This window comes from Amycolatopsis sp. NPDC004772, from assembly GCF_053601215.1.
Map to the genome: position 1 here is coordinate 44,395 of NZ_JBSGBK010000014.1, position 21,504 is coordinate 65,898.

Below are 21,504 nucleotides of genomic sequence, written 5' to 3' on the forward strand. Positions count from 1 at the left end.
GATGCAGGACTTCGCGACGCGCACCGAACCGCACCGGCGTGAGCTGCTGGCGCACTGCTACCGCATGCTCGGCTCGGTCCACGAAGCCGAAGACCTGGTGCAGGAGACGCTGGTCCGCGCCTGGAAGGCGTGGGACGGCTACGACCCCGCCCGCGCCTCGGTGCGCACCTGGCTCTACCGGATCGCCACCAACGCCTGCCTCACCGCGCTGGAAGGGCGCGCCCGGCGGCCGTTGCCGTCCGGGCTCGGCGGCCCGGGCGACGACCCGGGCGCGCCGCTGACGCCGTCGTTCGAAATCCCCTGGCTGCATCCCTTCCCGGACGCCCTTCTCGACGACCCGGGCCACCGCCTCGCCCGCCGCGGCACCCTTCGGCTGGCGCTGCTGGCGGCGATGCAGACGCTGCCGCCGAAACAGCGCGCGGTGCTGATCCTGCGGGACGTCCTGGAGTTCAGCGCGGCGGAGGTGGCCGGCTTCCTCGACACGTCGCCGGCCGCGGTCAACAGCGCCCTGCAGCGCGCCCGCGCGGGACTCGGCGACCTGACGGCGGAGGAGGTGCCCGAACCGGACGACGCCGCGGTCGAAGCGGCGCTCGACCGCTATGTGCGCGCGTTCGAACGCGCCGACGTCGCCGGCCTCGTCGAACTGCTCACCGACGACGTCGTGATGGAGATGCCGCCGGTGCCGCTGTGGTTCCACGGCCGCGCGGACTACGGCCGGTTCATGGACCGCCTGTTCGGGATGCGCGGCCCGGAGTGGCGCCTGACGCGCACGGCCGCCAACGGACGTCCCGCGCTCGTGGCGTACTGCCGCGACGACACCGGCGTGTTCCGGCTGCACACCCTGCAGGTGCTCACCGTGCGGGACGGGCGGATCGCGCACAACGTCGTGTTCGCCGATCCGGGCGTCCTCGCGCTGTTCGGCCTCCCGGCGACTCAGCCGGCGGCGCGGGCTTCCGAGGGACGGCCGTAGGCGCCACCGTCGTTGCTGCGCTGCAGGAGACCTTCGTCGACGAGGTAGCGGCGCAGCGTCGCGTGGTCGTCGTGGACCATCGACAGCTTCTCGCGGACGTCCTGCTCGGTGTAGAGCCGGCCCGGCTCGAAGCGCTCGGCCAGGTAGTCGAGCAGCAGCTGCCGCCGACGGCCCGAGTGCGGGATCGAGACGAGCCGCCCGTGGCGGAAGAGCGTGTCGAGCGGGTCGACCGGAGCCTTGGCGAGCGCGTCGCGGAACACCGCCGGCACGGCACGGTAGCGGCCGCCGGCCTCGGCGACGAGCCCCGCGCCGACGAGCCGCTTGACGAGCTTGGCCGGGGCGTGGGCCGCCTCGATGCCCTCGGGGGCGGTGCAGATGCGGGCGAAGAGCTGCAGCCGGTCTTCGTCCGCGAGTGCGGAGACCAGCGCTTCCGGTACGGCCATGGTCTGCGACCGTACCCGCGCTCGCCCCGGGGGTGAACCCGGTTTCGGAGGGCCGGTAGGTTGCGCAGCGTGCCTCGTCCGACCGCACCGGCGACCGTGCCCGAGGCCGTGCTGCGCACCTCGATCGTGGAGCTGCTGTTCGCCCGCGCCGATGACGACCGGCCGCTGTTCACCCACCAGGACCACGCCCACGGCGCGGAACACACGCTGACGTGGGCGGAGTTCGCCGCCCGGGTCCGCGTGGTGGCCGGCGAGCTGCGCCGGGTGGCCACGCCGGGGGAGCGCGTGGCGATCCTCGCCGGCCAGGAACTCGCCTACCCCCTCGCTTTCTTCGGCGCACTGGCCGCCGGGCTGATCGCCGTCCCGCTGATGGTGCCCGCGAACCCCGCGCAGGCCGACCGGCTCGCCGGCGTCCTGGCCGATTCCGGCGCCCGGCTCTGGCTGACGTCGTCGGCCGAGGTGGCGCGCCTGCCCGCGCACGAGCACGTCGTGGTGGTCGACGCCCTCACCGGGCCGGGCGCCGACCCGGTGCCGGTGACCCCGGACAGCCCGGCCTACCTGCAGTACACGTCCGGCTCGACGCGCGAGCCCGCCGGTGCGGTGATCCCGCACCGCGCGATCGTCGCCGCCTGCTGGCAGGGCAGTCTCGCCTACCAGGTCGACGAGGGCACCACGTGCGCCGGCTGGATCCCGTTCTTCCACGACATGGGCCTGATCCAGCTGCTGTGCCTGCCGGTCTTCTCCGGTGGCCGGACGGTGTTCATGGCCCCGGCCGAGTTCGTGCACCGGCCGGGGCGGTGGCTGCGGCAGCTGGCGGACTACCCCGCGGTGTTCACCGCCGCCCCGAACTTCGCCTACGACCTCGCCGCCGACGCCGACACCGGCGAAGACGTCGACCTCTCGGACGTGCGGGTCGCGCTGAACGGCAGCGAACCCGTCCGGCCGGGCACGATCGAGCGGTTCCACGAGGTGTTCGGGCCGCGCGGCTTCCCGCGGGCGGCGCACCGGCCGTCCTACGGGCTCGCCGAAGCCACCGTGTACGTCGCCAGCGCGGGCGAGGAGGGGCCGCGTGGCGCGGTGTTCGACCGCGAAGCCCTCGCCCAGGGCCGGGCCGTCGAAACCGACGGCGGCCAGGAACTCGTCTCGGTCGGCCGTCCCGTCGGGCAGCTGGTCCGGATCGTCCAGGACGGCCGGGAGCAGCCCGAAGGCCTGGTCGGCGAGATCTGGGTGCACGGCCCGAACGTCGCGGACGGCTACTGGGGCCGCGGCGACGCCGCCGCGTTCGGGGCCGAGCTCGACGGCCTCGGCGGCTGGCTGCGCACCGGCGACCTCGGCGTCGTCCACCGCGGCGACCTGTACGTCACCGGGCGGCTCAAGGACCTGATCGTCATCGACGGCCGCAACTTCCACCCGCAGGACATCGAGGCGGCGGCGGGGGAGGCCCACCCCGCGGTCCGCCGCGACCGCGTCGCCGCGTTCGGCGTCTCGGACGCCGGCGGCGAGGGCGCGGTGGTGGTGGCCGAGCGGGTGCGCGGAGCCGACGCCGACGACCGGGAGGTCACCCGGGCGGTGCTGCGCGCGGTCTCCCGCGAACACGGTCTGACGCTGCGGGCGGTACGTCTGGTCCCTTCCGGTGGACTTCCGCGCACATCGAGCGGCAAAGTCGCCCGGTCCGCCGCGAAGGCACGTTATGGTGACGACTGTGGGTGATCACCGCGCCGAGGTCACGAAGGTCGTCTGCGACACCTTCCGGCTCGACCCGGCTCTCGTCGAGCCCGAGGCACCCCTGGAGGAGCTGGGCATCGACTCGAAGGGCCGGATCAAGCTGCTGGCGGCGCTGGAGGTCTATTACGGGGTGACGATCGACCTGGACCGGCTCGACCGGTTCACCGACGTGAGGTCCGTGGCGGCCGTGCTGGCGGAAGCACTGGGAACTCGAGGATCTTCAGGAGAGGCGCGGAAATGAGCGGCGGGGGGTACACCGCGACGACCGAAGCGTTGTCGGCGGCGTCCAAGACCATCGGGGACCTGGCGGAACACCTGCTGGACGACAACCCGGACCTGCAGACGGCACAGGTCACGGCGGAGAAGTTCGGCCGGGCGCACGGTGCCCACGCGACCAAGTACACCGCCGGCGCGCAGGCGCTGTGGGCCGCGGTCTCCGGCTACAGCAGCACCCTCGGCTCGTTCGGCACGAACCTCGGCACCGCCGGGTCGAGCTACGGCGCCAACGAAGAGAACCAGGCGGGCGCGATCACGAACGCCGGGGGCTCGCTCTGATGGCCGACAAGAAGAAGTGGTCCGACGTCAAGGCGGTCCTGGACGACCCGAGCGTGCCGCCGGCGCAGAAGAGCGCGCTGATCAGCAGCTGGCTGCGGGAAAACCCGCCACCGCCGCCGTTCCTGGCCGACCAGGAGCCGGACGAGATCAAGCAGAAGCGGCAGGAAGCAGAGAAGTACGCGCACGCGTTCAACGCGAACCCGCTGTTCGCCGGCCAGTCGGTCGACGACGCCTACGACAAGGCGAAGAAGAGCGGCGACCAGAACAGCTACAACGAGGACCAGGAGAAGAAGGCCGTCGACGACGGCAAGAAGAAGCTCGACGAGACGAAGCCGCCCGCGGCCGCCGAGGACGGGGGCGCCGGCTCCGGGACGAAGACGTCCGACGAGATCTTCGACGCGGCCGCGCCCGCGCTCAAGCTGTTCGAGACGTTCGGGTCGCTGCTGGCGAAGATCCCGGCCGACTGCCGCGGCAACACCCGCGCGCTCGACCTCGACAAGGACATCCGCACGCCGTTCGACGAGCAGCGCGGGATCAGCTTCGCGGACTTCGTCGCCGACGCCGGGCACTTCAAGCGCGGCTCGGAGACGGTCGACCGGACGCTGGAGGACACCGGCTCCCAGCTGGGCACGCTGTTCGGCAGCTGGAGCGGCGCGGGTGCCGACGCCGCGTCGGACACCTACAACGACAAGATCCAGCCCAAGGCGGCGAAGCTGTCCCAGACGCTCGGCAACGCGAGCGAGGCGACGCTGAACACGGCCACCACGGTGTTCCAGCTGTGCAAGGGCAAGGCCGACGCGGTGATCGGGATGTACACCGATCTGGTCGGCAAGGCCGACTACACGATGGCGCAGAAGGTCGTCGCCGTCGCCAACGGCGAGCACGGCAACGAGCAGGACCTCGCCCAGATCGCGGGCTGGATGGACCTCAACTTCGGGACCAACCTGGTCAAGACGCTCAACGACCAAGGCTGCTGCGACGGCGACGAGATCAAGAAGCACGGCCAGGACCTGGCCAAGCAGTGGGTGCAGAACCAGTTCAACCCGGACATGTGGGACCGGCTGTACCAGGGCTTCGTGAAGACCTGCAAGGACACGAAGGACCTGGTCGACCAGGCGTACGACGCGCTCGACAAGGTGATGGGCGGGATCCGGAACGAGTTCGAGGGCGTTTCGCTGCCCGGCGGGCCGGGTTCGACCGGTGGTGCCGGGACGGCCGGGGGCGCCGGTGGCGGCCCCGGTGGTTCCGGTGCGGGCACGGGCGGCTCCGGGTTCGGGGGCGGCTCCGGCGGTGGTTCCGGTGCGGGCTCGGGTGGCGCCGGGAGCGGTGGCTCGGGCGCGGGTGTGCCCGGCGGTGGCGCCGGCTCGGGCGGATCGGGTTCCGGCGGCGCGGTGCCGCCGATCCCCGAGACGGGCTCGGGGTCCGGGGCGCCGGGTGGCGGTTCCGGCGCCGGCGGCGGCTCGGGGGTCGACCTGCCGAGCGGCGCGGGCGGCGGCAGCGGCTCGGGTGCAGGCGGTGGCTCCGGGTCCGGCGGCGGTTCGGTGCCGCCGATCCCCGACACGTCGACGCCGTCCGGCGGCTCGGGCGGCGGTGGTTCGGGCTCGGCGGGCGGCCAGGACGACGGCGCGGCCGCGGCGGCGGAGGCGGCCAAGCAGCAAGCGGCCCAGGAGGCCGAGGCGGCGAAGCAGAAGGCCGCGGACGCGTTGAAGCAGTTCAGCGGCCCGGGCATCGAGACCGATTCCGGAGCCGGCGCCGGGCTCGGCTCGGGCGGCGGTTCGGGTTCGGGCGGCGGCTCGGGTTCGGGTGGCGGGCCGGGATCCGACAGCACGACACCGTCTTCGGTGCCACCGCCGTCCGACAGCGGCCAGGACGCCGCGGCCGCGGCTGCGGAAGCGGCCAAGAAGAAGGCCGCGGACGCGCTGAAGGAGTTCAGCGGCCCGGGCATCGAAACGGAGTCCGGCGACGGTGCGGGCGGCGGCTCGGGTTCGGGCTCGGAATCGGGTTCGGGCGACGACGGCAAGGCGGCGGCCGAGCAAGCCGCGGAGGACGCGAAGAAGAAGGCCGCGGACGCGCTGAAGGAGTTCGGCGGCCCGGGCATCGAGACGGATCCGGACGGCAAGCCGGACGGCCTCCTCGGCGACGACCAGGGCGACGACGAGCGGGACGTCCTCAAGGTCAAGCAGGGCGACAAGACCTTCGAGATGACCGAGCCGGACCACGACGGCAAGATGGACATCAAGGTCGGCGACGGACCGGGCGACCCGAAGGACTTCAAGCTCGACTGGTCCGACGGCAAGCCGGCCGACGGTCCACAAGGGACGGACACCGACACGTACCGCCCGGGCCCGGACGGCAAGATCCACATCCGCGACGGCGAACTCGAGATCACGGCCGAGCGCCCCGACGGCCCGGACGGCCCCACGGTGGTCACGGTCGACGACGGCAAGGGCACCCCGACCACGTACACCCTGGGCGAGGACGACAAGCCGGCCGGCGCCCTCGGTGACACGCCGGAGAAGCGCCTCGACGACCTGCCCACCCACCGCGGAACCCTCGAGGACCTCGCACCCCGCGACGGCGGTGACGATTCGCACGGCAGCACCTTCGGCGATTCGAGCTCGCCCGGCGGAGGCGAGCACCGCGCCGCCGGCGACGGCACCCACGGCGGCAGCTTCGGCGACCCGACCTCGCCCGGCGGCGACGGCTCGCACCACGCCGGCGGCGACTCGGGCACCCCGGGCGGCGACAGTTCCCCCGGCGGCTCGCACGGCGGCGGCGGTGGCGGCGCCCACCCGGCCGGCATCGGCGGCGGCTCCCACGGCGGCCCCGGCTTCTCGGGCGCCGGCTTCGAACCCGCCGGCCTCGGCGATTCGCCCGTCTCCGGCGGCGCCCACACCGGTGCGGTCCCCGCCTCGCCGCAGCCCGCCTTCGCGTCGGCGGCCGGCGCCACCGGGCCGTCCGGCGCGTCCGGCTCCTCGATGGCCGGCATGCCCGGCATGGGCGCCATGGGCGGCGCCCAGGGCGGCGGGGGCGACACCGAACGCCGCGCCCCCGCCTACCGCATCGAAGGTGCCGTCTTCGACAACCTCGGCGAGCCGGGGCGGCGGATCATCGGCTCCCTCGACGACGAAGACCCGCCGTCCGCCCGGACCTGGTAGGAGGACGCATGACCGACATCGCCGGCATGAAGGCCGAGCTCGACGGCCTCGTGCGCGAACAGGCCGATCGCCGTGCCCTGCGCGAACAGCAGGGCGAGGAGATCAAGGCCCGCTCCCAGGAGTACATGACCAAGCAGGTCCAGGCGGCCGAGCGGTACGTCCAGCACGTCCGCGAAATGGCTCAGCGCAAGACGAAGTCCGGCTGGAGCACCGACCGGTCGCACGCCGAACCGGCGTCCGCCTTCGACGCCGAGGCCTACTCCGCCGGCTTCGAACCGGCACCGCAGCCGGCGCCGCCGGTGCGCGGCGAACCGCGGTCCGCCCGCCGGCCCCGGGCCGCCGTCGAAGAGGACGAGGACTTCAACAACCCCTGGTGAACCACAGGTCGACGGCGATCTCGCGCAGCCGCACGGTGAACGTCTCCGCCGGGGCCAGCCGCCGCCGCAGGTCCGCCTCGAACCCGGCCCGCCGGTCGCCGAACAGGTGCGGGGCCGAACTCGACAGCGAAAACACCCCGGCGACGACCTCGTCGGCCGTCCGGGTCACGATCCGGCCCGGCACCTCGAACCGCCGCGGCCCGTGGAAGCCCGCCGCGCGGTAGACGTCCGCCTCGTTGCCGGGCGTGCCGGCCGGCAACGTCCCGCGTCCGGCGCGCCGCACCGGACCGAGGTACTCGCGCACCAGTTCCTCGATCGCCGGGTGCACGGACTCGTGCGTCGACGCGTGCACGTGGGCGCAAACCCCGTCCGGCGCCAGCATCCCGCGCACCGCGGCGGCGACGCGGGGCCGGTCGAACCAGTGGAACGACTGCGCGAAGGTGACCAGCCGGAACCGCCCCAGCCCGGCCGGCAGCTCCTCCGCACGCCGGTGCACCCACCGGCAGTTCCCGGCGCCCGCCGCGAGCCGGCTCGCCTCGGCGAGCATGTCTCCGTCGGCGTCGAGCCCGACGGCTTCCTCGAACAACCCGGCCAGTAGGAGGGTCAGCGACCCCGGCCCGCAGCCGACGTCGAGCAGCCGTCCCGTTCCGTCCAAGCCGAGTTCTTCGGCGAAGGCGGTGGCGAGCTCGGCGGGATAGGCCGCTCGTCCTCGCGCGTAGTACGCCGCACTGCCCGAATAGAGGGACGGATCCCATTCCCACGCGTCGGTCACGCCCCCAGCGTAGATACTCGGAACCATGGACGACTGGTGGCGCGATGCCGTGGTCTACGAGGTGTACGTCCGCAGCTTCGCCGACGCAGACGGCGACGGCACCGGCGATCTCGCCGGTCTCCGGTCCCGCTTGGGCTACCTGGCCGACCTCGGTGTCGACGCCGTGTGGACCACGCCCTGGTACCGCTCGCCGATGGTCGACGGCGGCTACGACGTCGAGGACCACCGGTCCGTGGACCCGCTGTTCGGCACCGACGACGACGCCGTCGCGCTGATCACCGAGGCGCACCGGCTCGGGCTGCGCGTCGTGATCGACGTCGTCCCGAACCACACTTCGGACCGGCACCGGTGGTTCCGCGCCGCGCTGGCCGCGGGCCCCGGCTCGCCCGAACGCGCGCGTTACCACTTCCGGCCCGGCCGCGGCGAGGAGCCGCCGAACGACTGGCGCAGCGTCTTCGGCGGGCCGGCCTGGACCCGCGTGCCCGACGGCGAGTGGTACCTGCACCTGTTCGCGCCGGAGCAGCCGGACCTGCACTGGGACCACCCGGAGGTCCGCGCCGACTTCGAGGACCTGCTGCGGTTCTGGTTCGGCCGCGGGGTCGACGGCGTCCGCATCGACGTCGCCCACGGCCTGCTCAAGGACCCGCAGTTCCCCGACCTCGGCGTCGACGACGAGGGGATCGTGGCGCCGCCCGACCGCAGCCGCCACCCGCACTGGGACCGCGACGGCGTGCACGAGATCTACCGGTCGTGGCGGCGGGTCGCGGCCGAGTTCGGCCCGGACCGCGTGTTCGTCGCCGAAGCGTGGGTCGACCGCCCGGACCGGCTCGCCCGTTACGTCCGCCCGGACGAGCTGCACACGGCGTTCAACTTCGACTTCCTGCGCTGCGCCTGGGACGCGGCCGCGCTGCGTGAGGTGATCGACGGGACGGTGGCGGCCCTGCACGCGGTCGGCGCGCCGGCGACGTGGGTGCTGTCGAACCACGACGTGGTCCGGCACGTCACCCGCTTCGGCGGCGGCCCGCTCGGAACGCGGCGGGCCCGGGCGGCGCTGCTGCTGATGCTGGCGCTGCCCGGGGGCGCGTACCTGTACCAGGGCGAGGAGCTGGGCCTGGCGGAGGTCGAGGACCTGCCGGAGGCGGTGCTGGCCGACCCGACCTGGGAGCGGTCCGGCCGGACCCGCCGCGGCCGCGACGGCTGCCGGGTCCCGCTGCCGTGGTCGGGCACGGAACCGCCGTTCGGCTTCACCGGCGACGGTGTGCCGCCGTGGCTGCCGCAGCCGGCCGGGTGGCGGACGCGGACGGCCGAGGCCCAGGCCGGCGACCCGGGCTCGATGCTCGGCCTGTACCGCGCGGCGCTCGCGATGCGCCGGGAGCACCCGGCCCTGGGCGACGGGACGATGACGTGGTCGCCCGCGCCGGAGGGGGTGTTGTGGTTCGCGCGGGAGCCGGGGTTCGGCTGTGTGGTGAACCTGGCGGGGGAGCCGTGCGAGCTGCCCGGGGACGCGCGGGTGCTGCTGGCGAGCGGGCCGCTCGAAGACGGCCGGGTGCCGCCGGACACCGCGGTGTGGCTCGCCGCCGGGTGAGCGCGTGGGGAGGCAGCCCTGCCGGTCCCGTCGCCGCAAGAGGGCTCGCCGGGAGTTGAACGCCCGTCACCCCACCGGGTTCGGTAGGGGTGTGAAACCCGGCGCGGCGGGGTATCCGGTCGCGTTCGTTGCGCCGCCGACCGAGCCGGAGGTCTTCCGATGCCCCTGCGCACCGCCACCCCGCCCGCCACCGACGTCGTCGGCCTGGCGTTGGAAGTCCTTGCCGCACAAGGGCTCAGCCGCCCGGCCGCGCACGCCGCCCTGGTCTCCATGGCGAAGGAAAGAGGCCTGACCGTGGCGCGGTGCGCCGCGCTCGTGGTGGCCGCCGTCGACGGGCGGGCGAGCTGATGGCCTTCACCGCCCGCGCCGGGCAGGAAGACACCGCCTCGATCGGCGGGGGCGTGCTGCTCGCCGTCGGGCTCGTCGTCGCCTTCTTCGGCGGGTGGTCCTGGTGGACCCTCGCCGGCTTCGTCGCGACCGTCGCCGGCGCGCTGTGGCTCACAGTCGCCCGCCGCGACGAGTAACCCGACCGGGACGGGGAACGCCGCTTCCGACCGAGCAACGAGCACGGAGGAGGCCGTTCATGGCGGAGCACGACGAGGACGTCATCGAGTTGCTGCAGCGGCAGCACCGGGAGATCCGCGAGCTGTTCGCCGCGCTGGAAACCGCGGAAGGCGAGCGCCGTCGGGACCTGTTCCACGACCTCGTGCGGCTGCTGGCCGTGCACGAGACGGCGGAGGAACTGGTCGTGCACCCCGAGATCCGCGACCTCGAGCCCGCGGCGGAACCCGTCGTCGACGCGCGGCTGGGCGAGGAGCACCGGGCCAAGGAACTGCTGGCCACCCTGCAGAAGATGGGCCCGGAAGCCGACGGCTTCGACACCCTGCTCGTCCAGCTGCGCGAAGACGTCCTCGCGCACGCCGAGCACGAGGAGCGCGAGGAGTTCCCGCTGCTGCGGGCCCACCGCCCGCCGGAGCGGCTGCGCGCGATGGCCGCGACCGCCAAGGTGGCCGAAGCGGTCGGGCCGACGCGGCCGCACCCCGGTGTCGAGAGCGCGAAGGCGAACCTGCTGCTGGGCCCGCCCGCGGCGATCATGGACCGCGCCCGCGACCTGATCCGCGGCGCGCTGGGAGGCTGACGTGACCGAGCCCGGCGACGACACCGACCCGGAGGAATTCGCCGAAGAAGCCGGCCTCGACCCGACGCCCCAGGAGGTCGCCGAGTACGAGGAGCTGGCGAAGAAGAACCCGCCCTGGTCGGCACCGGACTGAGTGGGTACTCCCGGGGCATGGCAGCAGACCCGGCCCGCAAACTGCGGCGCTACCAGGAGATGCGCGACTTCGACCGGACCGCGGAACCGGCCGGCGGGGCCGCGGCCGGCCCGGACGGTCACCGGTTCGTGGTGCAGCGGCACCGGGCGCGCCGGCTGCACTACGACTTCCGGCTGGAGCTCGGCGGTGTGCTGGTCAGCTGGGCGGTGCCGAAGGGGCCGACGCTGGACCCCAAGGCCCGCCGGCTGGCCGTGCACGTCGAAGATCACCCGATCGAGTACGCCGGGTTCGAGGGCGTCATCCCGCGCGGTGAATACGGCGGCGGGGACGTCATCGTCTGGGACCACGGCGTCTGGCGGCCGGTCGAGGCCGACCCGGCGGCCGCGATCGAGGCCGGGACGCTGCACTTCGACCTGGAAGGCGAGAAGCTGGCCGGGCGGTTCGTGCTGGTCCGCACCAGCCGCGGGGAGAAGGACCAGTGGTTCCTCCTGCACAAGCAGGACGAGCACGCGCGGCCCGGCTGGGACGCCGAAGACCACCCGCGCTCGGTGAAGAGCGGCCGCACCAACGACGAAGTCGCGGCCGCACCCGACGCCCTGTGGCACGGCGACCGCCCGGCCGCGGAAGCGGAGGAGGCCGTCGGCGGCTGGCAGGCCCCGACCGAGGACGAGCTGGCCGCGCTCGACGCCCTGGGCGGCAAGGGCCGGTGGTCGGTGGCGGGCCGCGAGCTCGCCCTGACCAACCTGGACAAGGTGCTCTTCCCCGGGCCGCGGGGCGGGGTCACCAAGCGGGACCTGATCCGGTACTACGCCACGGTCGGGCCGGCGATGCTGCCGTACCTGGCCGGCCGCCCGCTCAACACCCACCGGTTCCCGCAGGGCGTCACCGAACCGGGGTTCTGGCAGAAGGAAGTCCCGCAGCACGCGCCCGGCTGGCTGACGACCTGGCGCAACGAACGCGCCGACCCGGGGGAGAGCCGGCGCTACGTCGTCGCGGACAGCGTCGCGACCTTGGCGTGGCTGGCGAACTACGGCGCCCTGGAACTGCACGCCTGGACGTCCCGCGCCGCCGACGTCGACCACCCCACATGGGTGCTGTTCGACATCGACCCGGGCTCGGAGACGACGTTCGAAGAGGTCCTGGAGCTGGCGCGGCTGCACCGCACGGCGCTCGAGCACCTCGGCCTCACCGGCCGGCCCAAGGTGACCGGGCAGCGCGGCATCCAGGTCTGGGTGCCGATCGCGCCGCACTGCTCGTTCGAGCAGACCCGCACCTGGGCGGAGACGGTGTCCCGCACGATCGGCCGCGTGCTGCCGGACCTGGTCAGCTGGGCCTGGACGAAGGACAAGCGCCGCGGCCGCGCCCGGCTCGACTACACGCAGAACGTGCTGAACAAGACGCTGGTCGCGCCCTACAGCGTCCGGCCGCGGCCGGGTGCGCCGGTTTCGGTCCCGCTGGAGTGGGACGAGCTGGACGACCCGGATCTCGCGCCGGACCGCTGGACGATCCGGGACGTCCCGGCCCGCCTGGCCGAGCGCGGCGACCCGTTCTCCGTGCTGCTGGGACTCCAGCAGAGGCTGCCGGGCCTCTAGGACATCAAGCCCGGACGGTCTCCAGCTCCCGCGGCTGCAACCGGTCGAGCTCGGCCCGCGACAGGTGCGGCCGTCCGCCCGCGTGCCCGGTCGTCGCCGCGGCGGCGGCCACCGCCAGGCTCGCCGCCGTCTCCAGGGGGCGGCGGCGGGTGAGCGCCGCGGTCAGGGTGGCGACCAGCGCGTCCCCGGCGCCCGTCGGGTCGACGACGTCGGTCTCGACGTCCGGGACGAACCACGTGCCCTCCGGGCCGGCGAACAGGTTGCCCTGCCCGGACACCTCCAGCACGACCAGCGACGGCCCCCGCCGCCGGAGGTCCGCCGCGGCGCGCGCGGCCGCGGCGACGTCGGCCACCGCCTGCCCGGTGAGGAGCTCGGCTTCGTGGCCGTCGGCGCGCACGACGTCGGCGAGGGCGAGCAGGTCCGCCGTCAGCGTGTCGGACTCCGGCGCCCCGTCGAGCACGACCCGGGTGCCCGCGGTGTGGGCCAGCCGGGCCGCCAGCAGGGCCACCGGTGCGGGCTGCTGCAGCTGCACGATGAGCGAGGCGGCGGCCGAGATCGGGGCGGACGCGGCGAAGACGTCGTTCTCGGTCAGCAGCGTCCCCTCCGGGACGTGCTCGAGGTAGCGGCGGCGGCCGTGGTCGTCGACGACGTCGATCAGCAACGCCGTCTCGGTGCCCGGACGGCGGATCACGTGCGAGGTGCCGATCCGGTCGGCCCGGGCCTGGGCCAGCAGCGCGTCCCCGGTGCGGTCGCGGCCGACGACGCCGACCAGCGACACCGGCATCCCGAGCTGGCTCAGCGCCACGGCCTGATTCGCGCCTTTCCCGCCGAGCAGTTCCTGCCGGTGCTTCACGGGCGCCGACGCGTCCGCATCGGGCGCATCCGGCACCTCGATCACCAGGTCACGGGCGATCTGCCCGGCGACGACGACTTCGCTGAACATCATCGGGACCACCGGTGGGTCATGGCGCCTCCTCGGATCACCGTTCGGCTACCCCGGACGCGCCGCCGGGTAAACCGCTCGTTCGGGTCGGGGGTTGCCCGGCACCGTCCGGGGTAGCCCTGCCGCCATGAGCAACGGGAAGGTGGCCGAGCTGCGCCGGCTGGCCGCGGAGCGCTTCGGCTGGGCCGAGCTGTCCGCCGAGCAGACCGAGGCGATGGGCGCGGCGAGCGACGGGCGGGACGTGCTGGCGGTGCTGCCCACCGGCGCCGGCAAATCGGCGATCTACCAGGTGCCCGCCCTGGTGCTGGCGGGCCCGACGGTGATCGTGTCGCCGTTGCTGGCCCTGCAGCGCGACCAGATCGACGGCCTGGACGCCGCGGCCGTGCCGGACGCGGTGGCCCTCGACTCGCGGCAGTCGGCGGGCGAGCGGGACCGGGTGTGGGCCGCGATCCGGGGCGGCACGGCCGAGTACGTCTTCCTGTCGCCGGAGCAGCTCGCGAAGGACGAGGTCGTCGCCGGGCTGGCGGAGGCGGGCGTGTCGCTGTTCGTCGTCGACGAGGCCCACTGCGTTTCGGCGTGGGGGCACGACTTCCGGCCCGACTACCTGCGCCTGGCCCCGGTGGTCGACCGGCTCGGACGGCCGCCGGTGATCGCCCTCACCGCCACCGCGGCCGCCCCGGTGCGCGACGACATCGTCGCCGCGCTCGGCCTGCGGGACCCGGTGCGGGTGATCGCGAGCTTCGACCGGCCGAACCTGAACCTGGCGGTCGCCAGGTTCACCGGAGACGCCGCCAAGCGCGCGGCGGTGGTGGACCGGGTCGCGGCGATGGCCGGCAGCGGGCTGCTCTACACCGCGAGCCGCCGGGAGACGGAGGACTACGCCGAGGCGCTGTCCGCCCGCGGCGTCCGCGCGTTCGCCTACCACGGCGGGATGAAGGCCGCGGCCCGCGACGCGGTGCACGAGCGGTTCGCCGCGGGGGAGACCGACGTCGTGGTGGCGACCTCGGCGTTCGGCATGGGCATCGACAAACCCGACGTGCGGTTCGTGGTGCACGCGTCCGTCCCGGACTCGGTCGACACGTACTACCAGCAGATCGGCCGCGCCGGGCGCGACGGCGAGCCGGCGCGGGTGCTGCTCTGCTACCGGCCGGAAGACCTCGCGCGGCAACGGTTCCTCACCCGGTCCGCGCCGCCGGAGGCCGAGCTCCGGGCGGTCGTCGACGCGCTGCGGCCGGGACCGCTGGGCCGCGGGCCGCTCGCCGAGGCCGTCCCCGGCCCGTCCGCGCGGCGGACCCGCGCCCTCGGCCTGCTCGAACGCTGCGGCGACGTGCTGACCGGGCCGGACGGCCGGTTCGCGCTCACCGACGGCGACACGGACACCGGCGTCGTCGTCGGGCGGGCGCTCGAAGCGGCGGAGCGGGCAGCCGAACTTGTCCGCTCGCGGGTGGAGATGCTGCGCGCGTATGCGGAAACCACCGGCTGCCGCCGCCGGTACCTGCTCGGGTACTTCGGCGAGGAACTGGCGACGCCGTGCGGCAACTGTGACACCTGCGAAGCCGGTGCCACGGCCGAGGATCCGCCGCAGGCGGGGGAGTTCCGCGCGGAGCACGTCGTCCGGCACGCCGAGTGGGGCCGCGGTGTCGTGATGACCGTCGAGGAGGACAAGCTCACTGTCCTCTTCGACGACGTCGGCTACCGGACGCTGTCGCTGCCGGTGGTGCGGGAGCAGGAACTCCTCGACCGTTGCTGAGCGCAGCCGGGTGATCGGATTACCCCGGACGGCCGTGCCGATTCCCCTGTCCGCGTGGCCGGTTCCACAAATCCCGGCCGCGTCGGAGGCGGAGTTCCGCGGCTTGCGGTAAATCAAGGGGAGCACGACCGGTGGGAGGGTTCGGGTGACCGAGACACTGATGAACGCGGCGGATCGCTGGAGACCGCTGGCCGAATTGCTGCAGGCGCTGCTCGAGCGCATCTCCGGCGAGCTGCCGGGCTTGCTCGGCGCGGGCCTGACCGTCTCGCGCGGCGACCGGCCGCTGCGGGTGCTGGCCACCGCCGGGGTCGCCGAGCAGCTGATCCCCGCCCAGCTGGCGCACGGCGGGCCGGTCCCGCTCGCGCACGCCACCGGCGAGCCGGTCACCGCGGACCGCCTCTTCGGCGACGAGCGCTGGCCGGAACTGACCCGCGAGACCGTGTTCGACGGCGGCCCGGCGACCGCGGTGGTCCGCGGTGCCGTCGCGCTGCCCGGGTACTGGGACGAGGACGGCGCGTTCGTGCTGTCGGTGACGCTCGACCGGGCGCCGGGTGCCGAAACCCTGGCCGTCCTGCGGCAGTACGCGAAGCTCACCGAGATGACGCTGGTGGTCGCCGAGACCGCCACCGCGGGCGACCCCGACCAGATGCTGGACCTGCTGGCCTCCCGCGCCGCCATCGAGCAGGCTAAGGGCGCGATCATGGCGGTCCGGCGGTGCCCGCCGGAGGAGGCCTGGCAGACGCTGCGCCGGGCCAGCCAGGAGTTCAACGTCAAGGTCCGCGAGCTGGCCGTCGCCCTCGTCGAGCACCTCGGCGGCCAGGTGACGGCCCCCGTGGAAGGCCTCCGCGAGATCCGGCCGGGCGCCCCGGCCCACCACGCCGCGGAACGGCTCTGGTCGGCCTTCACGAGCGTCTCGCCGTGAAAGAGAGCGTTTCCGGAACGGGCGTTTGGGTATCAAGATCCCGTCCTTGATCACGTCACTGCGTCGCCGGCCCCGGCCGGCGCGGAAGGCCAACCGAACCCGTGTCCCCTGCCATTCCGGTCCCCACCCGGTCCGCGCCCCTGGTCGCGCGCCGGACGGAGTACCGCCCCGGTTTCCTGGTGCTCACCCTCACCGGCGAAATCGACGCCCTGACCCTGCCGATCCTCGATCGTGAGCTGCGAGCGGCCCCACCGGGGACGACCGTGGTGGACCTCACGCAGGTGGCCTTCGTCGGCTTGGCCGGAGCACGGGCCCTGGCGGCCGCGGCCGAGCGGGCCGGCGCAGCGGGACGGCGGTTCGGCGTGGTGGCGAACAGCCGGACCCTGGCCCGGCTGTTCCGGATCACCGGGCTGGCGGCGGTGGTCCCGATGTTCGCCTCCCTGTCGGACGCCCTCCGCGAGCTGCTGGCGGCCGAGGTCCACGACACCGCCTGCTGAAGCCACGGCCCGAGGTCGGCCGCCGGTCGGTTGCGGTGCGCTGCGGCGGTCTCTGGCGACAGCCTCCGGTCCACCCGGGCTCAGCGCGGAATCCACCGCGCGAGCAACACCCCGGCGTCCTGCCGGAACTCCCCGCCCCCGTGGGCGAACACCGCGCGGGTCAGCCGGCGGGCGATCTCCGGCGGCAGCTCCCCGGCGTCCCGGCCGAGCCGTTCCGCAATCCGTTCACGCCCGAACGGCTCCCCGGCACCGTCCGCGGTCTCGGTGACGCCGCAGGAGCACAGCGCGAGCAGGTCGCCCGGTTCGAGCCGCAGCTCCGTGACCTCGCCGCACTCGGCGAACCGCGGCGCGACCGGCCCCGTGACCGGGCACACCGAACCGTCGCGGACGATCAGGGTGGCCGGCCGCCCGGCGTGCAGCAGGCGCAGCACGCCCGTCTTCAACTCCAGTTCGGCGAGCACCCCGCCGACGGGCGGCAGGCCGGCGAGCTCCGCCCCGACCGCGGCGAACTGCTCGCCGAGGGGAGCTCCGCCGTGGCGGGCGGCCCGGTAGGCGGCGAGCGCGGTCACGACCGCCGTGTTCGCGTCGCGGGTGCGCGCGCCGGCGTCGAACATCGCCAGCTGCACCCGCTCCTCCGAAAGCGCGTAGTCGAACACCGTGCCGCACAGGTCGTACGCCGGCTGGACGCTCACCCCGACGACCACGTCGCCGGTCGCCGCGGTCAGCGGTGGCAGGCTCTGCCACAGCAGCTCGGCGGGGGAGCCACGACGCCGGTGGCGGCGACGGCGGTCCAGGCCGTCGCCGTACTGGGTCGTGATGGTGACGAGGTGCCCCAGCAGCGTGGCCAGCCAGCGGCACTGCTCCCGCAGCGCCGGGTCGTCCGGATCGCCGGCCGGGACGATCTCCAGGACCCCGAGCCGCTCGACGCCGTCGAGCAGCACCGTCCACAGTGTCCCGTCGCGGGTCACGGTGGTCCCGGCGCGGCGGAACACGTCGCCGCCGATCGTGCTCTCGATGTCGAGCTCCGCGGCACCCGGCTGCAGCGGCACGAGCGTCCGCTGGTCGTAGTCGGCCAGGTAGACGCCGATCGTCAGGTCGAGCGAGCGGCCCGCCTCGGCGACGATCGCCGGGAGCCGCTCCGGCGGGGCGCGGTGCGCGCCCTCGAGGAGGTCGACGAGCGCCTTCAGCGGACCGTGCAACGGTTTCGCGTCCTGCAGCGAGTGGCTGTAGGGCGCGCGGGCCGGGCCGGTCACCTCGTCGAGCCGCTCGTTGACGGCGTGGGCGACCATGTCGCGATCGACGCGGGGCAGCGTCACCAGCCCGTTGAGGTAGGCGTCCAGCTCCAGCAGGCCCAGGCTGCCGCCGAGCGCGAAGTAGCGCATCCACAGCTGTTCCAGCGTCAGGTCGCTCCGGGCGAAGCAGGAGGCGATCAGCCGCCGCTGTTCGTCCTCGGGCAGGAAACGCATGCACTCACCCTTCCCGCGGCACCGGGCCGACGAGGCGGGCAGCGGCCTCGGCGGGGCTGCCGCCGTGGGTGCGGGCCAGCGAGAGCAGCCGGTCGAACGCGGCTTCCTCGCCGAGGCCGTCCCGGCCCATCAGGAAACCCTTCGCCATGGCGATCCGGTCGCGGTCGCGCAGCGTGTCCTTGAACCGCTCGCTCAACCGGCCGGCTCGCTCGGAAGCCCGGGCGTTGGCGACGAGCACGGCCGCCCGGTCGGCGAAGGACACCAGCGCCCGCTCGTCGACGGGCCCGAAGGCGCCGGGCGCCGTCGCGTAGATCTTGATGGCGCCGTGGCAGCCGTCGTCGGTGACCATCGGGGCGGTGACGACCGACCGCAGCCCCGAGCCGGCGACCGCGGCGCACCACCGGCGCCACCGCCGTTCGGTGGCGACGTCGTCGATCCGCTGCGGCGAGCACCCGGCCAGCGCGGCCATGCAGGGGCCTTCGCCGAGCTCGTACTGCAGGGCGTCGGCCTCCCGCACCAGCGGGCCCGACGCGCTCGTCGTGACGAAGCCACCCTCGGCGTCGACGAGGGTGACCCCCACGCCGGCCGCTGCGGTGATCGTCGTGTCCGCCAGTGAAACGATCAGCTCCAGCACCGAATCCACGGTTTCGCGCGACAGCAGCAGCCCGGACATCCGGGCGGCGACCGTGGCCAGCTCACCGTCCAGCGGCAGCCCGCCCGGCGAGGCCTGTTCCGACGACATGGCCGGTGATTACCAATCCGGGGTCGCCGGTAAACCCCTCCGGAACGTGCCCGACGACGGCAACCTGATCGCCACGATCCACTACTACGCCCCGCTCGAATTCACCCACCAAGGCGCCGGCTGGGTGGCCGGCGCGGACCGGTGGCTCGGCCGCACCTGGGGCGGCGCCGCCGACGAGGACGCCGTGCACCGATCTGGCCGAGGCCGAGCGGCTCGGCATGAGCTGGGCGTACTGGCGGCCACGCGCGCTGACCCGGCGGACATGGATCGGCGGCGAAGTGGGTACCCGGAGGCACTTCGCGTGCCGAGCGGGAGGAGCACCCATGGAACGGCCGGAGACCGCACCGGCGTCGCCGTTGTTCGACGAGGTCACCGGGGCGCTGGAAGCCCTCAACGCGGTGCTGCGGGAAGAAGACGACTTCCGGATCCTGCTGCAGCACGTCTGCCTGCAGGTGCGCCACGCCCTCCCCGGCGTCGACGAGGCGTCGGTCACCCTGGTCACCGGGGAAGTGCCGCACACCGCGACCGCCACCAGCGCCGTGATCGACGAGCTCGACGGCGAGCAGTACCGGATCGGCGACGGCCCCTGCCTGGAGGCGATGCGGGGCGGCAAGATCGTCCGCACCACGGTGTCCGACGCGCTCGAAACCTGGCCGGACTTCGCCCGGGGCGCCCGGGAGGCGGGCTTCGGGAGCTTCCTCGCCGCTCCGCTGGTGGCCGACGAGCAGTTCTCCGGCGCGGTCAACTGCTACGGACGGCAGGACGACGGCTTCGAGGAGGTCGAAGCGCAGCTGCTCGAGCTCTACACGGCCGCGGTGGAGGCGATCCTCCGCGTCTACCACCGGTACCTGCACGCCCGGGACACGGCCGAGCACCTGCGCACCGCGCTGACCTCCCGCGCGGTCATCGACCAGGCCAAAGGCATGCTGATGGCGATCCGCCAGGTCGGCGCCGAAGACGCCTTCTCACTGCTGGTGGAGCAATCGCAGCGGGAGAACACCAAACTGCGCGAGGTCGCCGAGCGGTTCGTCGAGCGAGTCGTCTCCGGGCACGTCCCGCCGCGGTAGGGTGGCCCCGTGGCGGGGAGCCGGATCACCGTGCGGGTCGGCGAGCGGCAGCTGACGCTCTCGAACCTCGAGAAGGTGCTCTACCCGCGCACCGGCTTCACCAAGGGCGAGGTGCTCGACTACTACACGCGGATCGCACCGGTGCTGCTGCCGCACGTGCGCGACCGGGCGATGACGTTCGTGCGGTTCCCCGACGGTGTCACCGGTGGCTCCTTCTTCGAGAAGAACGTCCCCCGGCACGCCCCGGACTGGGTCCGCACCGCGCGCCTGCCCGTCGGCGGCCGGGGCAAGGACCCGGAGATCGTCACCTACCCGCTGATCGACGACCTGCCCGAGCTCGTGTGGGCCGCCAACCTCGCCGCGCTGGAACTGCACGTCCACCAGTGGACCGTCGGGCCCGGCGACGACGAGCGCAGCACCCCGGACCGGCTGGTGTTCGACCTCGACCCGGGTCCCGGCGCGACGGTCGTCGACTGCTGCCGGGTCGCCGAGCGCCTCTACGACGTCCTCGTCGGCGACGGCCTGACCCCGGTGGCGAAGACGAGCGGCTCCAAGGGCATGCAGCTGTACGCGGGCATCGTGACGACCGACGCCGGCGAGCCGTCGCGGTACGCGAAAGCGCTGGCCGAGCGGCTCGCCGCCGAGACGCCGGACCTCGTCGTGGCGCGGATGGCGAAGAACCTGCGCCCGGGCAAGGTCTTCATCGACTGGAGCCAGAACAACCCGTTCAAGACCACGGTGGCGCCGTACTCGCTGCGCGGGCGCGACGAGCCGACCGCGTCGACGCCGGTCACCTGGGACGAGGTCCGCGCCTGCCGGCACGTCACGCACCTGAGGTTTACTGCCGGCGAAGTCCTGGCGCGCGTCGAGGACCTCGGCGATCTGTTCGCGGATCTGGAGCGCACCCGGGTTCCGATTCCTGCGTTCGGCTGAACTTTCGGCGGCCACCATTCCTCCTGGTGTACCCGGGAGGTTTTCCGGGAATTGCGGAAAACGTCTTCACCTGCGGATTTGATCGTCCACAGTGGAGTTGTGCACGTGCAGACGGCCGTGTCGCTGCACGAACCGCCGGGGTGGATGTCCGGCGGTGGGCCGAAGTCCGCGAAGTCGGTACGGTCTACGCACGAAGCGCGGCAGCCGCCGCGGTGGCGAAAGACAATGACGTGGCGGCTGTTGCCGGTCTTGTCGAACGTGGCGAAAGGAAACGGGTGTCCGGCCTGATCGACACCGATCTCGAATTCTGGTTCCAGCGCGGGCTGCGCGCGTATCTGGGGGAGGTGGCCCGCGCGCTCGGCTTCGGCCTGGAATCCTGCACCGTGGACGTCGACGTCCCGGTGTCGGCGTACCTGGCGGTGGACTGGCGGCTGCGCCGGTTCCCGGAGCGGGATGTGGCGCTGTTGTGGGACGAGGTGCACGGCTGGGCGGTCGCGGTCGAGGCGGCGTGCGGCGAGGAGATGATCGTCCTGTCCTACCTCGGCGGCGAGGACATCCTGCCGCGGCCGCACGAAGTCGTGCGCTTCCTGATCTCCATGCGGACCGGCGCCCGGGACCCGGCCGGCCCCGGCTCACCCGTGCTGCGCCGGGCCGGCCGCCACCAGGAACTCCTGCCGCTGCTACCGGCCCACTGACCCTCCACAGTGGACGCTGCCGGTCGTGGGCGGTGCCGCCG

Annotated in this window: 23 protein-coding genes; 18 read left to right on the plus strand and 5 right to left on the minus strand. The window is 73.8% G+C overall.

Features of this window, described 5'->3' with window-relative positions:
* The first annotated feature begins 1 nt into the window (after position 1).
* Positions 2 to 970, plus strand: coding sequence for a sigma-70 family RNA polymerase sigma factor (locus ACWEF6_RS11755; RefSeq protein WP_449682885.1), 969 nt, complete (start codon positions 2 to 4; stop codon positions 968 to 970).
* On the opposite strand, the gene ACWEF6_RS11760 is transcribed toward ACWEF6_RS11755, so the two are convergent.
* Positions 934 to 1,413 carry a DUF2087 domain-containing protein gene (locus ACWEF6_RS11760; RefSeq protein ID WP_449682886.1) on the minus strand — a complete coding sequence of 160 codons (480 nt, stop codon included), beginning with the start codon at positions 1,411 to 1,413 and terminating at the stop codon, positions 934 to 936. The two genes, ACWEF6_RS11755 and ACWEF6_RS11760, sit on opposite strands and share 37 nt — an antisense overlap.
* A 69-nt stretch (positions 1,414 to 1,482) precedes the next feature.
* Between ACWEF6_RS11760 and ACWEF6_RS11765 the strand changes: the two genes are divergently transcribed.
* Genes ACWEF6_RS11765 through ACWEF6_RS11785 form a run of 5 tightly spaced genes read left to right on the plus strand, consistent with a single transcriptional unit; the run spans position 1,483 to position 7,228 of the window.
* On the plus strand, positions 1,483 to 3,123 hold the full coding sequence (locus ACWEF6_RS11765) for a fatty acyl-AMP ligase (protein ID WP_449682887.1): 1,641 nt from the start codon (positions 1,483 to 1,485) through the stop codon (positions 3,121 to 3,123).
* The gene (locus tag ACWEF6_RS11770; RefSeq protein WP_449682888.1) at positions 3,104 to 3,379 is read left to right on the plus strand and encodes an acyl carrier protein; all 276 of its coding nucleotides are present in this window, start codon (positions 3,104 to 3,106) and stop codon (positions 3,377 to 3,379) included. Before ACWEF6_RS11765 ends, ACWEF6_RS11770 begins: the two co-directional genes overlap by 20 nt.
* Entirely contained in the window at positions 3,376 to 3,693 is a 318-nt protein-coding gene (locus ACWEF6_RS11775; RefSeq protein ID WP_449682889.1) for a hypothetical protein, read from the plus strand. The genes ACWEF6_RS11770 and ACWEF6_RS11775 overlap by 4 nt, the downstream gene beginning before the upstream one ends.
* A complete protein-coding gene (locus ACWEF6_RS11780) occupies positions 3,693 to 6,851 on the plus strand; it encodes a WXG100 family type VII secretion target (protein WP_449682890.1) in 3,159 nt (1,052 codons plus the stop codon). Before ACWEF6_RS11775 ends, ACWEF6_RS11780 begins: the two co-directional genes overlap by 1 nt.
* A gap of 8 nt (positions 6,852 to 6,859) precedes the next feature.
* Entirely contained in the window at positions 6,860 to 7,228 is a 369-nt protein-coding gene (locus ACWEF6_RS11785) for a hypothetical protein (RefSeq protein WP_449682891.1), read from the plus strand.
* On the opposite strand, the gene ACWEF6_RS11790 is transcribed toward ACWEF6_RS11785, so the two are convergent.
* Positions 7,212 to 8,000 carry a class I SAM-dependent methyltransferase gene (locus ACWEF6_RS11790; RefSeq protein ID WP_449682892.1) on the minus strand — a complete coding sequence of 263 codons (789 nt, stop codon included), beginning with the start codon at positions 7,998 to 8,000 and terminating at the stop codon, positions 7,212 to 7,214. The two genes, ACWEF6_RS11785 and ACWEF6_RS11790, sit on opposite strands and share 17 nt — an antisense overlap.
* Positions 8,001 to 8,025: 25 nt before the next feature.
* Between ACWEF6_RS11790 and ACWEF6_RS11795 the strand changes: the two genes are divergently transcribed.
* The 6 genes from ACWEF6_RS11795 to ligD (ACWEF6_RS11820) all read left to right on the plus strand — a co-directional run bounded on the left by ACWEF6_RS11795 (position 8,026) and on the right by ligD (ACWEF6_RS11820) (position 12,448).
* On the plus strand, positions 8,026 to 9,585 hold the full coding sequence (locus tag ACWEF6_RS11795) for a glycoside hydrolase family 13 protein (protein WP_449682893.1): 1,560 nt from the start codon (positions 8,026 to 8,028) through the stop codon (positions 9,583 to 9,585).
* Between the two features lie 159 nt (positions 9,586 to 9,744).
* Positions 9,745 to 9,933, plus strand: coding sequence for a hypothetical protein (locus ACWEF6_RS11800; protein ID WP_310975595.1), 189 nt, complete (start codon positions 9,745 to 9,747; stop codon positions 9,931 to 9,933).
* Positions 9,933 to 10,109, plus strand: a complete 177-nt coding sequence (locus ACWEF6_RS11805) for a hypothetical protein (protein ID WP_449682894.1) — start codon at positions 9,933 to 9,935, stop codon at positions 10,107 to 10,109. Before ACWEF6_RS11800 ends, ACWEF6_RS11805 begins: the two co-directional genes overlap by 1 nt.
* A 59-nt stretch (positions 10,110 to 10,168) precedes the next feature.
* Positions 10,169 to 10,723, plus strand: a complete 555-nt coding sequence (locus tag ACWEF6_RS11810) for a hemerythrin domain-containing protein (RefSeq protein WP_449682895.1) — start codon at positions 10,169 to 10,171, stop codon at positions 10,721 to 10,723.
* 1 nt (position 10,724) lies between these two features.
* The gene (locus ACWEF6_RS11815) at positions 10,725 to 10,856 is read left to right on the plus strand and encodes a hypothetical protein (protein ID WP_449682896.1); all 132 of its coding nucleotides are present in this window, start codon (positions 10,725 to 10,727) and stop codon (positions 10,854 to 10,856) included.
* A gap of 17 nt (positions 10,857 to 10,873) precedes the next feature.
* Positions 10,874 to 12,448 carry a non-homologous end-joining DNA ligase gene (gene ligD, locus ACWEF6_RS11820; protein ID WP_449682897.1) on the plus strand — a complete coding sequence of 525 codons (1,575 nt, stop codon included), beginning with the start codon at positions 10,874 to 10,876 and terminating at the stop codon, positions 12,446 to 12,448.
* A 4-nt stretch (positions 12,449 to 12,452) separates the two neighbouring features.
* Here ligD (ACWEF6_RS11820) and ACWEF6_RS11825 read toward each other — a convergent pair whose 3' ends face one another.
* Positions 12,453 to 13,394 (minus strand): PfkB family carbohydrate kinase, encoded by a 942-nt coding sequence (locus ACWEF6_RS11825; RefSeq protein WP_449682898.1) that lies wholly within the window; start codon positions 13,392 to 13,394, stop codon positions 12,453 to 12,455.
* 124 nt (positions 13,395 to 13,518) lie between these two features.
* On the opposite strand from ACWEF6_RS11825, the gene ACWEF6_RS11830 reads away from it, so the two are divergent.
* The 3 genes from ACWEF6_RS11830 to ACWEF6_RS11840 all read left to right on the plus strand — a co-directional run bounded on the left by ACWEF6_RS11830 (position 13,519) and on the right by ACWEF6_RS11840 (position 16,560).
* Positions 13,519 to 15,141: a RecQ family ATP-dependent DNA helicase gene (locus tag ACWEF6_RS11830; protein WP_449682899.1), complete on the plus strand. Its 1,623-nt coding sequence runs from the start codon at positions 13,519 to 13,521 to the stop codon at positions 15,139 to 15,141.
* Positions 15,142 to 15,286: 145 nt separating this feature from the next.
* Complete coding sequence (locus ACWEF6_RS11835) at positions 15,287 to 16,063, plus strand: ANTAR domain-containing protein (RefSeq protein WP_449682900.1); 777 nt, start codon at positions 15,287 to 15,289, stop codon at positions 16,061 to 16,063.
* 101 nt (positions 16,064 to 16,164) lie between these two features.
* Positions 16,165 to 16,560, plus strand: a complete 396-nt coding sequence (locus tag ACWEF6_RS11840; protein WP_449682901.1) for an STAS domain-containing protein — start codon at positions 16,165 to 16,167, stop codon at positions 16,558 to 16,560.
* An 80-nt stretch (positions 16,561 to 16,640) separates the two neighbouring features.
* Here ACWEF6_RS11840 and ACWEF6_RS11845 read toward each other — a convergent pair whose 3' ends face one another.
* On the minus strand, positions 16,641 to 18,026 hold the full coding sequence (locus tag ACWEF6_RS11845; RefSeq protein WP_449682902.1) for a PP2C family protein-serine/threonine phosphatase: 1,386 nt from the start codon (positions 18,024 to 18,026) through the stop codon (positions 16,641 to 16,643).
* 4 nt (positions 18,027 to 18,030) lie between these two features.
* Complete coding sequence (locus tag ACWEF6_RS11850) at positions 18,031 to 18,768, minus strand: GAF domain-containing protein (protein WP_449682903.1); 738 nt, start codon at positions 18,766 to 18,768, stop codon at positions 18,031 to 18,033.
* Positions 18,769 to 19,091: 323 nt separating this feature from the next.
* Between ACWEF6_RS11850 and ACWEF6_RS11855 the strand changes: the two genes are divergently transcribed.
* From ACWEF6_RS11855 to ACWEF6_RS11865, 3 genes are all read left to right on the plus strand, one after another.
* Entirely contained in the window at positions 19,092 to 19,835 is a 744-nt protein-coding gene (locus ACWEF6_RS11855) for an ANTAR domain-containing protein (RefSeq protein ID WP_449682904.1), read from the plus strand.
* Between the two features lie 9 nt (positions 19,836 to 19,844).
* Positions 19,845 to 20,768 carry a non-homologous end-joining DNA ligase gene (ligD, locus tag ACWEF6_RS11860; RefSeq protein ID WP_449682905.1) on the plus strand — a complete coding sequence of 308 codons (924 nt, stop codon included), beginning with the start codon at positions 19,845 to 19,847 and terminating at the stop codon, positions 20,766 to 20,768.
* A 275-nt stretch (positions 20,769 to 21,043) separates the two neighbouring features.
* Positions 21,044 to 21,463, plus strand: coding sequence for a DUF6292 family protein (locus ACWEF6_RS11865; protein ID WP_449682906.1), 420 nt, complete (start codon positions 21,044 to 21,046; stop codon positions 21,461 to 21,463).
* The last annotated feature ends 41 nt before the right edge of the window (positions 21,464 to 21,504 follow it).